18 protein-coding genes and 1 pseudogene are annotated in these 13,116 nt (G+C 44.4%); 5 read left to right on the top strand and 14 right to left on the bottom strand.

Going from position 1 to position 13,116, the window contains the following annotated elements:
• The first annotated feature begins 17 nt into the window (after nucleotides 1-17).
• Nucleotides 18-368: an HTH-type transcriptional regulator AnsR gene (ansR, locus tag AC4CV5_RS13950; protein ID WP_166851162.1), complete on the top strand. Its 351-nt coding sequence runs from the start codon at nucleotides 18-20 to the stop codon at nucleotides 366-368.
• A gap of 8 nt (nucleotides 369-376) precedes the next feature.
• Here the strand turns inward: ansR and AC4CV5_RS13945 are convergent, their stop codons facing one another.
• Nucleotides 377-1,540: a TIGR00375 family protein gene (locus tag AC4CV5_RS13945; protein WP_166851160.1), complete on the bottom strand. Its 1,164-nt coding sequence runs from the start codon at nucleotides 1,538-1,540 to the stop codon at nucleotides 377-379.
• Nucleotides 1,537-2,094 (bottom strand): ADP-ribose pyrophosphatase, encoded by a 558-nt coding sequence (gene nudF, locus AC4CV5_RS13940; protein WP_166851157.1) that lies wholly within the window; start codon nucleotides 2,092-2,094, stop codon nucleotides 1,537-1,539. Before nudF ends, AC4CV5_RS13945 begins: the two co-directional genes overlap by 4 nt.
• Before the next feature lie 73 nt (nucleotides 2,095-2,167).
• Here nudF and mciZ point away from each other — a divergent pair, with 73 nt between their 5' ends.
• Both mciZ and AC4CV5_RS13930 read left to right on the top strand, forming a co-directional pair.
• Nucleotides 2,168-2,290 carry a Z-ring formation inhibitor MciZ gene (gene mciZ, locus AC4CV5_RS13935; protein ID WP_014114281.1) on the top strand — a complete coding sequence of 41 codons (123 nt, stop codon included), beginning with the start codon at nucleotides 2,168-2,170 and terminating at the stop codon, nucleotides 2,288-2,290.
• Nucleotides 2,291-2,352: 62 nt separating this feature from the next.
• Nucleotides 2,353-3,273, top strand: coding sequence for an aldo/keto reductase (locus AC4CV5_RS13930; protein ID WP_166851155.1), 921 nt, complete (start codon nucleotides 2,353-2,355; stop codon nucleotides 3,271-3,273).
• A 30-nt stretch (nucleotides 3,274-3,303) separates the two neighbouring features.
• Here AC4CV5_RS13930 and AC4CV5_RS13925 read toward each other — a convergent pair whose 3' ends face one another.
• Nucleotides 3,304-3,528, bottom strand: coding sequence for a YqkE family protein (locus AC4CV5_RS13925; protein ID WP_373923170.1), 225 nt, complete (start codon nucleotides 3,526-3,528; stop codon nucleotides 3,304-3,306).
• A 163-nt stretch (nucleotides 3,529-3,691) separates the two neighbouring features.
• On the opposite strand from AC4CV5_RS13925, the gene AC4CV5_RS13920 reads away from it, so the two are divergent.
• Nucleotides 3,692-4,609, top strand: coding sequence for an alpha/beta hydrolase (locus AC4CV5_RS13920; protein WP_222143107.1), 918 nt, complete (start codon nucleotides 3,692-3,694; stop codon nucleotides 4,607-4,609).
• A gap of 40 nt (nucleotides 4,610-4,649) precedes the next feature.
• Here AC4CV5_RS13920 and ftsW read toward each other — a convergent pair whose 3' ends face one another.
• The 10 genes and pseudogenes from ftsW to AC4CV5_RS13870 all read right to left on the bottom strand — a co-directional run bounded on the left by ftsW (nucleotide 4,650) and on the right by AC4CV5_RS13870 (nucleotide 12,284).
• Nucleotides 4,650-5,795, bottom strand: a complete 1,146-nt coding sequence (gene ftsW, locus AC4CV5_RS13915) for a putative lipid II flippase FtsW (protein WP_373923437.1) — start codon at nucleotides 5,793-5,795, stop codon at nucleotides 4,650-4,652.
• Nucleotides 5,791-6,948, bottom strand: coding sequence for a rod shape-determining protein RodA (gene rodA / locus AC4CV5_RS13910; protein WP_166851148.1), 1,158 nt, complete (start codon nucleotides 6,946-6,948; stop codon nucleotides 5,791-5,793). Before rodA ends, ftsW begins: the two co-directional genes overlap by 5 nt.
• A 15-nt stretch (nucleotides 6,949-6,963) precedes the next feature.
• Nucleotides 6,964-7,608, bottom strand: a complete 645-nt coding sequence (locus AC4CV5_RS13905; protein WP_490923030.1) for a helix-turn-helix domain-containing protein — start codon at nucleotides 7,606-7,608, stop codon at nucleotides 6,964-6,966.
• 490 nt (nucleotides 7,609-8,098) lie between these two features.
• Nucleotides 8,099-8,338 carry a YqkC family protein gene (locus AC4CV5_RS13900; RefSeq protein WP_003226554.1) on the bottom strand — a complete coding sequence of 80 codons (240 nt, stop codon included), beginning with the start codon at nucleotides 8,336-8,338 and terminating at the stop codon, nucleotides 8,099-8,101.
• A gap of 13 nt (nucleotides 8,339-8,351) precedes the next feature.
• A complete protein-coding gene (locus AC4CV5_RS13895) occupies nucleotides 8,352-8,675 on the bottom strand; it encodes an iron-sulfur cluster biosynthesis family protein (RefSeq protein ID WP_490923029.1) in 324 nt (107 codons plus the stop codon).
• Nucleotides 8,672-9,703: a GNAT family N-acetyltransferase gene (locus AC4CV5_RS13890; RefSeq protein WP_490923028.1), complete on the bottom strand. Its 1,032-nt coding sequence runs from the start codon at nucleotides 9,701-9,703 to the stop codon at nucleotides 8,672-8,674. The genes AC4CV5_RS13895 and AC4CV5_RS13890 overlap by 4 nt, the downstream gene beginning before the upstream one ends.
• Nucleotides 9,696-10,041 (bottom strand): annotated as a pseudogene (locus AC4CV5_RS13885) (antibiotic biosynthesis monooxygenase family protein). Before AC4CV5_RS13885 ends, AC4CV5_RS13890 begins: the two are co-directional and overlap by 8 nt.
• A gap of 9 nt (nucleotides 10,042-10,050) precedes the next feature.
• Nucleotides 10,051-10,521 (bottom strand): GNAT family N-acetyltransferase, encoded by a 471-nt coding sequence (locus AC4CV5_RS13880; protein WP_166851137.1) that lies wholly within the window; start codon nucleotides 10,519-10,521, stop codon nucleotides 10,051-10,053.
• Nucleotides 10,522-10,710: 189 nt separating this feature from the next.
• Entirely contained in the window at nucleotides 10,711-11,049 is a 339-nt protein-coding gene (locus AC4CV5_RS13875) for a YolD-like family protein (protein ID WP_166851135.1), read from the bottom strand.
• Nucleotides 11,046-12,284, bottom strand: a complete 1,239-nt coding sequence (locus AC4CV5_RS13870) for a DNA polymerase IV (protein WP_166851133.1) — start codon at nucleotides 12,282-12,284, stop codon at nucleotides 11,046-11,048. The genes AC4CV5_RS13875 and AC4CV5_RS13870 overlap by 4 nt, the downstream gene beginning before the upstream one ends.
• Before the next feature lie 166 nt (nucleotides 12,285-12,450).
• Here AC4CV5_RS13870 and AC4CV5_RS13865 point away from each other — a divergent pair, with 166 nt between their 5' ends.
• A complete protein-coding gene (locus AC4CV5_RS13865) occupies nucleotides 12,451-12,657 on the top strand; it encodes a YqzH family protein (RefSeq protein ID WP_003226541.1) in 207 nt (68 codons plus the stop codon).
• Between the two features lie 228 nt (nucleotides 12,658-12,885).
• On the opposite strand, the gene AC4CV5_RS13860 is transcribed toward AC4CV5_RS13865, so the two are convergent.
• Entirely contained in the window at nucleotides 12,886-13,065 is a 180-nt protein-coding gene (locus tag AC4CV5_RS13860) for a hypothetical protein (RefSeq protein ID WP_373923166.1), read from the bottom strand.
• Nucleotides 13,066-13,116: the final 51 nt, after the last annotated feature.

Genomic DNA, 13,116 nt, shown 5'->3' with positions numbered 1-13,116 from the left:
AAAAGGAGCGGAAGTTCATGAATCTAGATCGTTTAACTGAGTTGAGAAAAAAGAAAAATTGGTCACTTCAATATACAGCTGACCTTCTGGGTATCGCAAAAAGCACATATGCCGGCTACGAGTCAGGCTACCGCCGGCCTTCGCTTGAGGCACTTGCCATGCTGGCTGACCTCTTTGACACAACCTGCGATGAACTTTTGGGCCGCGAGAAACAAAAGCAGACTGCTCCTCAGACCATTGAATTGACCACGTGGAGCAGCCTTGACTTTACCATTTCTGTTGATAGCAAGCCGCTAAGTGAAGACGAAATCATCCAGCTGATCACTTTTATCCGGACAAAAAGAAAAGTACAGGAGGAACTGAGTTAATCTTTAACTCACCGTTTAATTTTCCCGTAGGTTCCTCCTCCTCCTGCTTTCAATTCCAGCTTTCCGGATCTAGCTTTTACAATAAGTGCCGCGGTTTTCGGCGGGACAACTCGAGCCAAATCCTCTTCTGCAGCCTCATGAAGAACAGCCATTTCTGTTCCGAAGGCTTTTTTTAGTTTGTCCAGTGTTTTCGGACCGACACCCGGAACAAATTGCAGCGGAATCTGATGAATATATCGCGGACGCGGGACGCGAACTTCAGTCTGATCACTCAATTCACGCAATCTTTCACTGACTCCCTTGGTAAACCTGGCATTTCCGCAATTCGCGCACGCCGTTTCCCCGCTCACAGCAGGTTCTCCGCACGCCTCGCAAGCCGTCTGATAATATTTTCCCAATAGAGGGTCCAAGCCGTAATTTGCGGTAATTTTCCTATCACCCTGTCCCCTTAATGCAAGTGCAAATTCAGTAAAATCAACTGACTGTACATATAGTTCATTATATTCTCTGCCGATTTTTCCTAACGAATGCGCATCAGAATTTGTTAAAAAAGTATACTGATTCAATTCAGATACGTGAGAAGCCATGTCTGTATCACAACTTAACCCAAGCTCCACCGCATCTATCATAGAGGGATCAAAAACCTCGGTTAAGCTTAATTTAACCCCTTTTCCATATAAGCTTTTATGCGGTGTAAAGATATGGGCGGGGATAAACAGCCCGCCCATTTCCTTCACTTTTTTTTGCAGATTCAAGCCCGTTTCATAAATCCGCTGTGAGCTTAAGTGAATATTTTTCAACCGCGCTGACAGCCAGTTTGAAAACTGCTTCATATCAGCCAGCGTCGGCATAAAGACGAGCACATGGATCGGTCCGCTGCAGGCTTCATCATAAATCTCCAGCTCGCTTCCCAATAAAAGAGTCGTGCTGCGATAACGAATCCCCCCGCCGGCAAGCTCGTGATATCTTCCAGATGAAATGCCTTCCTCAAGCTCCAGGATAACTTCCGGAGAATGACAATCAATAATGCCAAGAAGTTCAATTCCTTTATGTTCACTGGCTTCAACCAAAATTCGGTCCAGCGTCAGCGTTTTGGCGCCTGTTATTTTGACAGCCCTTCCTGTAAAGGTCCGGCCGATATGAATGTGCAAATCCGCGTAAATCTTTTTCATTTTTGTGCTTGGAGCGCTTCTTTCAGCTGAAGATACTGAATCGCATATGCTGTTTTAGCATCATATACTTCATGCGATTCAACCAGCTTTAGCGCATCTTCAAGCGTCACCTCCATCACTTCAACAAACTCGTCCTCATCAAGCTCCCGTTTTTCTTCGAGTACAGAAAGCTCTTCAGCAAGAAACACGTGAACAATTTCATCAGCAAAGCCGGGTGATGTATAAAACGCAGTGATTTTTGTCAGTTTTTTCGCTGTATACCCCGTTTCCTCTTCAAGCTCCCGAAGTGCCGTGTACTCAGGCTCCTCCCCTTTCTCAAGCTTTCCTGCCGGGATTTCAACGATCGTCCGCTCAAGAGGCTTGCGGAATTGTTTCACCATGATGATTTTCCCTTCATCTGTGACAGCTAATATGGCTACAGCTCCAGGGTGTTTCACAATTTCGCGTTTACTCGTTTTTCCGTTTGGCAGCTCAACGTCCTCTACATAGAGATCAATGACTTTCCCTGAAAAGATCTGTTCTTTGGCAATTGTTTTTTCTTCTAATGATTTCATTTCTTCATCTCCCGTTCTGTCTCTATATGATGCCCCATACATTTTATCATACTAGAAAAAAGGGGGCTTCTTCGTGAAAGTGCACCGCATGCCCAAAGGTGTTGTCTTAGTCGGAAAAGCATGGGAGATTCGGGCAAAGTTAAAGGAGTACGGACGCACATTCCAATATGTGAAAGATTGGGTCTCTAAGCCGTAAAAGTTGAAACTTCAGCTCCTTTATATTACGGTCAATACAAAGCCTAAAAAAGGAGTGTGCACATGAGAAAGCGCAAACTGGGTACTTCTGATTTAGAAATAAGCGAAGTCGGACTCGGCTGTATGTCTCTTGGAACTGAAAAAAACAAAGCCTTGTCCATTCTGGATGAAGCGATCGAGCTGGGCATCAATTATTTGGACACAGCGGATTTGTATGACCGCGGACGCAACGAAGAAATCGTCGGTGATGCGATCCAAAACAGACGCCAGGATATTATTTTGGCAACGAAAGCGGGAAACCGCTGGAATGAAGAAAGCGAAGGCTGGTATTGGGATCCTTCAAAAGCTTATATAAAAGAAGCCGTAAAAAAGAGCCTTGCGCGGCTGAAAACGGATTATATTGATCTTTATCAGCTTCACGGCGGCACGATAGAGGACAACATTGATGAAACCATTGAAGCGTTTGAGGAGTTAAAACAAGAAGGTGTGATCCGTTACTACGGCATTTCTTCCATTCGTCCGAATGTGATAAAAGAATATGTGAAAAAATCCAACATCGTCAGTATTATGATGCAATTCAGCCTGTTTGACAGACGCCCCGAGGAATGGCTTCCGCTTTTAGAGGAACATCAAATCAGCGTAGTCACCAGGGGTCCGGTTGCAAAAGGGCTGTTAACTGAAAAACCGCTTGAACAAGTGGCGGACAGCATCAAACAAAACGGGTACTTATCCTATTCGTTTGAGGAATTGACAAATGCCCGCAGAGCGATGGAGAATGTCGCGCCCGATCTTTCCATGACAGAAAAGTCTCTGCAGTATCTGTTAGCACAGCCGGCTGTCGCCTCAGTGATTACAGGCGCCAGTAAGATTGAGCAGTTACGGGAAAACGTTCAGGCTGCAAACGCACGGCGTTTAAGCGAAGAGGAAATCAAAGCGCTCCAATCTCATACGAAACAAGACGTTTACGAAGCGCACCGCTCATAACAGAAAAACCAGCACTGTACGGGTGCTGGTTTATTTATATTGATGCCAATCCATTTGGTTTTCATTAAGGAGTTCTTCAAAGCTTTTGTTTTTTTCGATCTCTTTTTTCTTTCTGATCTGTTCTGCTTTTTCTCTTTCCTGCCTCTTTTCATCCTCTTCCTTCAATTGGCTCTTCATCTCCATAAGCTTTGCTTTGATGTCGGATTGAAGGTCGTCTTTTAACTGGTGTTTCTCAGCGGATTTTTGTTTTTTCATGTACGCTTCCCCCGTGATTTGTTTTGAGGCCAGTTTATCACGGAGCATACAGACTGAACAAGCGGACTCTCTTCTGAAAACTTTTTTGATCAGCACAGCACTGTTTAGGTATAATGATTTCAAGTATAAATTTCCTGTATTTAGTTGAAAGGTGCTGTGACTTTTGAAGAAAATCCTTTTGGCCATTGGCGCTGTCTTAACCGCTGTAATCGCAATCGGAATTGTTTTTTCAAATATCATTCTGTTTATTAGGAAAAAAACAGATGAAGATATTATCAAAAGAGAGACAGTCGACGGACATGATGTGTTTGAATCATTTGAACGAATGGAGAAAACCGCTTTTGTTATACCATCGGGTTACGGGTATGATATAAAAGGATACCATGTCGCACAGCATGACACACCAAACACCATCATCATCTGCCACGGGGTGACGATGAATGTGCTGAATTCTCTTAAATATATGCAGTTATTTCTTGATCTTGGCTGGAATGTGATTGTTTATGACCATCGCCGGCACGGACAAAGCGGCGGAAAGACGACTAGCTACGGGTTTTATGAAAAGGATGATCTCAGTGAGGTTGTCAGCTGGGTCAAGAACAAAACAGGCCATCGCGGATTAATCGGTATTCACGGTGAATCAATGGGAGCTGCGACTGCCCTGCTTTACGCTGGTGAACATTGTGATGATGGTGCTGATTTTTATATCGCCGATTGCCCATTCGCACGTTTTGATGAACAGCTTGCCCATCGGCTGAAAGCGGAGTACAGGCTCCCGGCTTGGCCGCTGCTCCCCATCGCCGACTTCTTTTTGAAGCTAAGGGGCGGCTATCGGGCACGCGACGTATCTCCGCTTGCTGTCATTGATAAAATCGAAAAACCGGTCCTCTTTATTCACAGTAAAGATGATGATTATATTCCCGTTTCTTCTACCGAGCGGCTTTATGAAAAGAAACCCGGACCGAAGGCGCTGTATATTGCAGATAACGGCGAACATGCCATGTCATATACGAAAAACCGGGACACATACCGAAAAACGGTGCAGGAGTTTTTAGAGAAAATAGAAACCTCGAAACCTTAAGCCCTACCCTAGTTTTTTTTCAACCATAAGAGAGGCCTTTCTATAAAAGATAGGCCTCTCTTATTTTACTCTTCTTAACGTGTGATGAGAGATTGACCAATATCCCGGCTGAAATCAGCATGAACATTAACGAAGAACCACCATAGCTGACAAACGGAAGAGGAATTCCGGTAATGGGGAGAAGACCTAAAACAGCGCCCAGGTTAAATAACGATTGAATCATGATCTGGAAGGTAAGGCCGATCGCCAGCAGCTTTCCAAAAGGATCATTGATTTGCACAGCGATCCGAACACCTCTGAACATCATTAACAGGTAGGCCCCGATGATCATCAACAGCCCGACCCCGCCGAGTTCCTCGGTAATAACCGCCATAATAAAGTCCGTATGGGCTTCAGGAAGAAATCCCAGCTTTTGAACACTGTTTCCCAATCCATTTCCCCAGAACCCGCCCGAATCGATGGCGAGGTAGGAATTGATTAACTGGTAGCCGTCTCCGTTTTCATCCTGAAAAGGATTCCTGAACGATGTCAGCCTTCTTAACCGGTACGGCGCCGTCATAGCAAAATATGCGATGCCGGCCCCGGCCATTGTCCCGAGAAGCAATAAGTGCCGTTTTCTGATGCCGGCGCACAACAGAACAGCTCCGCAGCTTAACAGGATCGAAACGGCGGTGCCCAAGTCCGGCTGCTTTAAAATTAGAAAAAACACGGCCGCCAAGATGAGCAGCGGGGGCATGACGCCCTTTCCAAAATTGGCGATATATCTCTGCTTTTTTGCATACACGTAAGCAAAATAAATAATCATCACAAGCTTCACGGCCTCAGACGGCTGAATGATGAGCGAACCGAAATGAATCCACCTTTGGGAATTGTTTTTCTCCACCCCAATCCCCGGCAGCAAAACGAGAAGCAGCATCAAAAAAGAAAGCTTTACTAAAAACCGGATGAGTTTGCCGTAAGCTTTGTAAGGGAAAAAGACGGCAGCCGAAAAAAAGGTCAAACCAATGAGCAGCCATTGCAGCTGCTTCATAAAAAAATAGCTGCCATTACCATACTTTATATATCCGAGGGGGTAGCCGGCGCTGTAAACCATCAGCAAACCAAGCGAGGATAAAATCAGAACCGATGCGATCAAGACATAATCCAGCTTCTTTAGATGGGAAAGAATCACCTTAAGCACTTCAATCCCACCCCCTGCCAAACATATAATGCTTAGATCTGATATTCACACTGAAAACGAGACCTAAAGCAATCATATTGGTCAATAGCGCGCTGCCGCCATAGCTGATAAACGGAAGAGCGAGCCCTGTCACCGGCATTAAACCGATCGTCATCCCGATATTTTGAAACACTTGGAATATAATTAAACCTGCAACCCCCGCAGATATATAAACACCGAACAGACTGTTGGACCGCATCGCAATCCTAATAATTCTGTAGATCATCAGAAAATAAAGACAGATTAATGTTACGGCACCAAAAAAACCGAACTCTTCACCAATCACGGCGAATATAAAATCGGTATGAGCCTCCGGAATTTTCCCTCCTTGAACTTGGACTCCATGAGTAAAGCCGCTTCCTGTCAGCTGACCTGATCCTATCGCCAATAACGACTGTGTCAGCTGGTAACCATATGTAGACGCATGTTGATGAGGGCTGAGCCAGCCGTATATCCTGTCAAGCTGATGGGGTTTAATGATCTTCGAAAATATCTCAAAGTAATAATTGTGCAGAAACGTCAAAAAGGCGATTAATGCTATGAATCCAAGTGACAGGGACATGATCATTCTGCCCGAAATCCCCGAGACCAGCATTAACGTGAATGCAATCGACAATATCACCAATGCAGAGCCTAAATCAGGCTGAATCAATATGAAGAAAAACGGAATCAGTGTGTACACCATGATTTTACCCGTCGGAATGATGCTCTCTGTGAAAGAAAACCTTTTATGCTGATATTGATTAAGGACCGAAGCCAACAGAAGAATCAAAATAATCTTCATAAATTCTGTAGGCTGGATTTCTAACACCCCCAAGCTTATCCACCTTTGTGAACCATTTTTATAAGTTCCAAAAAAATGAACGAGAATGAGGAGAAAAACAGCTCCTACAAATAACCTGAGCGCCAATCGTTCGAGCAGCTCGTAATCGATATAAGCTGTCCCGGCCATGATGCCAAATCCGACAAGATACCAAATGACCTGCCGTTTAGCAAAATAAAAAGGGTCCTGTGTTTCATACTGCCCCGATCCGCTGTAAACAGCCAGTAAACTGATGCAAAACAGACTAAATAAAATGAGCAGAAGACTGATGTCAATGTTGGTTTGTTTTTGTTTCATCTTTAACATGCTCCATTATGATTTAGGTGACAATTGGGTGAAGACAAGTTGAATCGCTGCGGCGTCATCGATATAGCCAATCGGAAAAATATAATCCGGTATAACATCAACAGGAGCAATGAAATACAACAAAGCACCGCCTATCAGCAGCAATTCACGCGGCGTCCCGCGACCAGAGGTAAATCGGAAATACATGTCGTTCAGACGGGTCAGGAAAGGACCGATGCCGCTGACTTTCTCGACTTTATCTTCAAACTCGTCCTGAATCGTACGCTTCCCTTCCTCTGTCTGAGAATATTGCTGATACTCAGTCAATTTGCTACTCAACTCTTCCATTGTAAAAGACCGGTCATAGACATTTGAGGATTGCAAAACGTCTTCAATTTCGTCCATTGATGAGTGAATATCCGGACGGCCGTTGTCCTGCTTCTTCTCCATTGTATAGCCGGCAGCTGTCATCAGCTCATCAAAAGAAACGCCAAGACTGTCTGAAAACCTTTGTAAATGGTTCAGGTTGGCCTTTCTTTTGCCATTGATGATTCTCGAAATAGTCGCTTTATCAATTTGTGTGCGTTCGCTCAATTCTCTTAAAGATAAAGAATTTTTTTGCAAATGCTCTTTTAGCAGCGCTCCTAGCTGATTTTTCTTTTTTTCATCCACGATCTGTTCTCCTTTCACATTAAAAATTTATCAATCTATCAGCCTAAAGACTAAGACGGTTTAATGATATATAATCGTTGTCAAAATGTCAACGAATAACCGAATCATCCCGAAACACCTTGTTTTATCTGCTTTCAAGTCGTTGACAATTAAACAAAAAAAGAGTGAGCTAGAACTCTCACTCCGTTTTCTATCACGTCAAAAAACCTCTTAGTTTTCTTACGATACTCCAATGATTTTTTCTTTCAGTGAAGTGCCCATTAACATATGGATGTGGCCTTTGCACTTTTTCTTACACAAAAAATATCAAGTATTTGTCCTATTTTCATTAACAACTTGCCTCCTGTCCAAGTTGTTTGCGCTAAAACGATTACTGTCTTTTTGGCATCCTAACTTTTCCGGCAATCTTTTGGTTGGCAAACCAAAATACCAGGTTTTCTTTCATAATAAAAAAGCGAAAGGCCCCCTTTGGCTCTTTCGCTTTTCCATTTCATAAAACGTCGGTAATGCCATCCATATTTTCTCTAATCCATTCAATCGCAAGATCTATCGTTGTAAACTCCTGCGTTTCGAAGGTCATTTCATCCTGCAATAGCCAAACATCTTTCTTGACGGATTCTGCTCCTCCAATTGACCAGTGGAGCAAAGTATAGGGATGGTTTTGATTCAGGAAGGATACCCACGTTTTATTCTGTGCTGTGTTCTTCATTGCCTTCAGCTTTTGTTCCACGTTTCGTGTCTCCCTACTTTACTAATATGCTCATTCTAGGGCTGAGCATTTCAGCCGGGCTTTTCAGCGCCAGTGTTTTGGCTTTTTCATTGTAATCGATCGTCATTTGATCGTCAAAAAACACCTTTTGTGACGACTGGATATACAGCGGGATACCGTTCGTTTCCACCTGCTCGCACTGTCCCGTTAATTCTTCTGCCAGCCAGATTGTCGGTACACCGCTTACCGCGCAGCCGCATCCTTCTGCATCGTAACGAAGCTGGGCTTTTTTTCCCGGGTTGGCGTCAAACGCCTGCTGCAGTGCCTGTTTTGCTGCATCTGTCACATGTATGTTCATAAGGTGAGACCCCCGTTTTCATCATTTTCGCTATTGTAGCATACAACGCTTCCATCCGCATTGTTTCTGCCTTCTTTCCACCGCTTCGCATTTTTTTCTGCAGTCTTGATCCAACCATCTTTCCCTTGTATGTACTGATTGATGCAGTCCGGATGCTGGGCAGCCAGCCGTTTTTTGAGAACGGCGTATTCCTCCGCTATTTTTGGATGGGCTCTGAGATAATCTCTGAATAACAGATGCCTTTCAATAGCAGGGTTTCCCTTTTCGTACACATGGACATGATGAGTACGTTTATTACCGCCTTTTTGGAAATAACGCCTGCCAGCTATGCCGTTTTCCCCTTTCGGTGTATAGCCGATAGCCTTCATTTGTATATCATATTGGCTCACAGCTTCAATGCTTCTGACTTCAATTAACATATCAATGATTGGCTTTGCTGCCATGTTTGGAATTGATGTGCTTCCGATATGATGGACAGCAACGATCTCCGGTCCGAGCACAAGCTTCAGCCGTTCTTTTTCTTCATTGAAATATTCCGCCCATTTTTCATTGTAAGGAACCACCTCAACTTTTCGTTCCGGATACAAATGAAAGACAGACAGCAATAGACCCTCCGCGGCTTTGATGGTTTCTGCCTTTTGAAATCCCGCCTTTGTATAGAGCGACACGGCCGGTGTATTTTCCTCAGCTGTGACTACTTCGATTTTCTCAGCGTCTTCGTTTTGATCGATGACAAATTGCAAAAGTGCTCGTCCAATCCCTTTTCTGAAACCGTCGGGATGCACAACAAGCCTGCAAATGGTGAGATGATGCATGTTTTTCTCATATGAAATGACACCGATCAGTTTACCTTCTTTCCGATATCCCGCAAACTGTTCATGTGATGCTTGAATATCCTTTGGCTTCTCCTGTAAGGCGGGAATACCGTCAAAACCGATAAGCTCCGCTTCTTTTATGTAGGCTGGCTGCTGCACGGCAATAATCTCACGCGCTGTGATCTCTTCCGTATGCTGAAGATATTCAATCATTTCTCTTCTCCTGAAAACAGCCGCTGCCTCTCGACTTTTGCGATGCGGACTGCATACGACTCGTACCACATGCTTTTTCCTTTTTCTTTTGCTGCTTGATGTTCAGTGTGATGCTTCCAGTGGTTAATGGCATCCATACTGTCCCAATAGGAAACCGTTATGCCCCTTCCACCCGCTTCACGAACGCTTTCGACGCCTAAAAATCCAGGCTGATCCGCCGCAAGCGATACCATTCGCTCCGCTGTTTCTCCATATCCTGGGTCATTTTCGCTTTTGACAGATGAAAAAATGACTGCATAGTAAGGAGGCTCAGGTGTTTTTGATAAAAAATCCATCATATTTCCCCCTCATATGTTTTTGACAAACAGTACCTTATCTTGGCCGGGGCCATCGTAGTTTGCAAACACTGAGATGCCATTTACCGTTTTGGTGCCCTTTTCAATGTTAAATCCCAATTTTGTGTGATACGCGATTGACACCTTATTCACCGGTGAAGTGACGCACTTTACCCGGGTGCAGCCTCGTTGTTTTACTGTTTCAATAAAGACATCGTATAATTGTTTTCCAATTTGCATTTTTCTGAAATCTGGATGCACACCGGAAAAATGGATGTATGCCGTTTCAGGATCCGATTGTGATTGAAACCCGATTAAAAATCCGGTCATGCTGCTATGTTCAGATGTAATAAAGCTTGTGTCCTGAAAATGCTCAAAAAATAGTCTCGGCAATTTTTCTTTCAGCTGTCTGCCGCCCCACCATTCATTCATTACAGACGTTACCATTTCATAATCTGAAGACGTGATTGTTCGAATATCCATTACGATTTGATCTCCCTCCGTCTGGCAAAACGAATGTCAGCTCTTTTTTCTCACAATATAAAAATTATATTTTGCCTGACTGGAATTGTAAATGCCTTCTTTCCTGTATCATACGTTTGCAGTTTGCCGAGGGAACAATGTTAGATATTTTTACACATATTTCTCCCCCCAATGCAGGAGGGAGAAACTTTACAGCACAATATCAAGCACCTGATCAAGTTTCAGCTTATAAAGCTGATCTTCGTCTCCTTTTATCCATACTGTTTTTTCAAACTCTTCATACCGGCAGATCTTCCCGGTACAGCGGACAATTTCACCATCCTGAAAGCAGCTGACAGTGATATTCTGGGCAAACTCCATCGCGGCGCAAAGCGTTTGATTCATTTCCTCCAGCTTATCAGGATCAAGGATCGGCTTTTGCAGCTTCTGTTTATGGCGCTTTCTCTCAAGCAGGCTTTGTTTATGCTCCGGCAGAAACATCCTGCTTCCTTCCCACAGCAGGTTGCCTCTTTTTAAATGGTCATTCATTTATAGTGCCCTCCTATTTTAGCCGCACGTTCAAATGCCTGGCCTGCCGCTGTCAGTGACGCCGCCCTGATGATGGCTGTATCGCCGAACCGGTTTTTAATGCCATCCATCACATAGCCAAGGCTCATTTTCTTTGCATAATCCTGAAATAAATTGAGCTGCCATATGTCATCAGATGAGAGCTGGGACAGATTGACCCCGAGACGGCGGACAGGCTTCCCGTCCCAAAACGTAAGAAACAGCCGGCATACAGCCTCATATACATCCTGGGTAGAATTAGTCGGCTCCGCCAGCTTCACTTGCCGGTTGAAGCCCGTCGGCCAATCAAAATCAGCACCCCGGCAGCTCACTGATACCGTCTGCCCCATTACTCCGGCGTTTCGGCTTCGCCTGCACACTTCTTCACTCAGCTCCAGCAGTACGACTTTGATTTCTTTGTCAAAGTGTTCGTAGTCTCTCGGGAGAGTCATTCCATGGCCAATCGCCTTTTGTCCGTCCAGAGATGAAGTAGATACAGGGGAATAGTCGATCCCGTTCGCCGTCATCCACAGCACATGGCCGTTAATGCCCCATTTCTTTTTTAAAAGATCGAGCGGAAAAGCCGCAAGCCCGCCGATCGTGCTGATGCCCATCCGGTTTAAATGATGCTTCATGCGGCTCCCGACGCCAAACATGCTGCCCACCGGAAGCGGCCACATTTCAGTTTTCATATTTTCTTTCGTTAAGGTAAAAATACCGTTCTTATTCTTTTTGGCAAAATTGTCGCACGCGATTTTGGCTAGCGCTTTATTAGGACCGATTCCGACCCGCGCATAAACGCCGATCTCCCGCATGATTCTGCCCTGAATGCTTTTTGCAATCTCTTCCGGCGTCCCAAACAGCTTCTGACTGCCTGTAATGTCCATGAACTGTTCGTCAATGGAATACGGCTCTACAAGGTCTGTATATTCCTCTAGAATGGCGGTAATTTGCAGTGATACATCAATATACCGCTGCATACGGGGCCGGAGCACAACAGCTTCAGGGCACTTTTCCTGCGCCTCCCACAGCCGCGAAGCATTCGCCACACCCTTTTGTTTCGCCAGCGGACAGGCAGCCAATACGACTCCGCCCCTTTTTTCAGGATCACCTGAAACAATGACGGGCTTATTTTTCAAATGTGGATTTTCCGCTTTCTCTACAGATGCATAAAACGATTGCATGTCAACGAGAAAAATCACTTTTTCTTTCATCATACACACCTCTAAAAAGAACTTATGTTCGTTTTTCTATTATATGCGAAAGTATGTTCGATTTATACTGGTAAATGATTCTTGTCTGACAGAAAATATGATCCAAGGGTTTGAGAGAAGAGAAACATTTAGTAGAATGAAAGCGAAGCATAAAGATAGGAGAGTCATAATGGAGAAATTTGTCGAAAAAATGATGGGGCAGGCACTGCGTCAATACGGCAGAAATGTTGCCATAGATCCGTTAAGCCCGTATGAAAAACAAAGCCTGAAAGCAGCCTTAGAAGAGAGACGGAATGAAGAACCTGATGAGGATCTGCATGCGCATATAGAAGATATCATTTATGACTATGTCACAAACCAAGGGCTGTTCTCTTAAGCGCAGGTCACACCGTCAGCCGCTAATGCGGCTTCCCTTTGAAAACACCGCCGTGATGCAGAAAACAGTCTCAATGTCATACGGCAAAAAGGCTTGTGAAGAAAGCAAAGCAGGAATTTCTCACACTCCGTAGATTGATATGCCTGACAAAAAAATCACCCGAATTCCCTTCAAAACGGGATAAGCTGCCCATTCCTCAAGCCGTGTCATACACTTAATTTTCGAAATCTACTTTGATTCATTCGGAAGAAACGCGGCATCTTCTTCTGTGCTCCAGTTCATGTCGGTTTTTAGCGTAAATTTTGATCTCATGTCCGGCATCACTAGCATTTCCGAAACTTGATCCACACCCTGATGGGTTAAAATTACGGCCTTTAATGTTTCAAACGGACATCCCTTTGCTTCCATGTCCTGCCGAACGACTTTAAAATGCCCCCGCATTCAGCATCAATTAATATT

This window comes from Bacillus sp. NS1, from assembly GCF_058248265.1.
The sequence above is the reverse complement of the archived record's forward strand: the minus strand, read 5'-3'. Positions and strand labels throughout refer to the sequence as shown.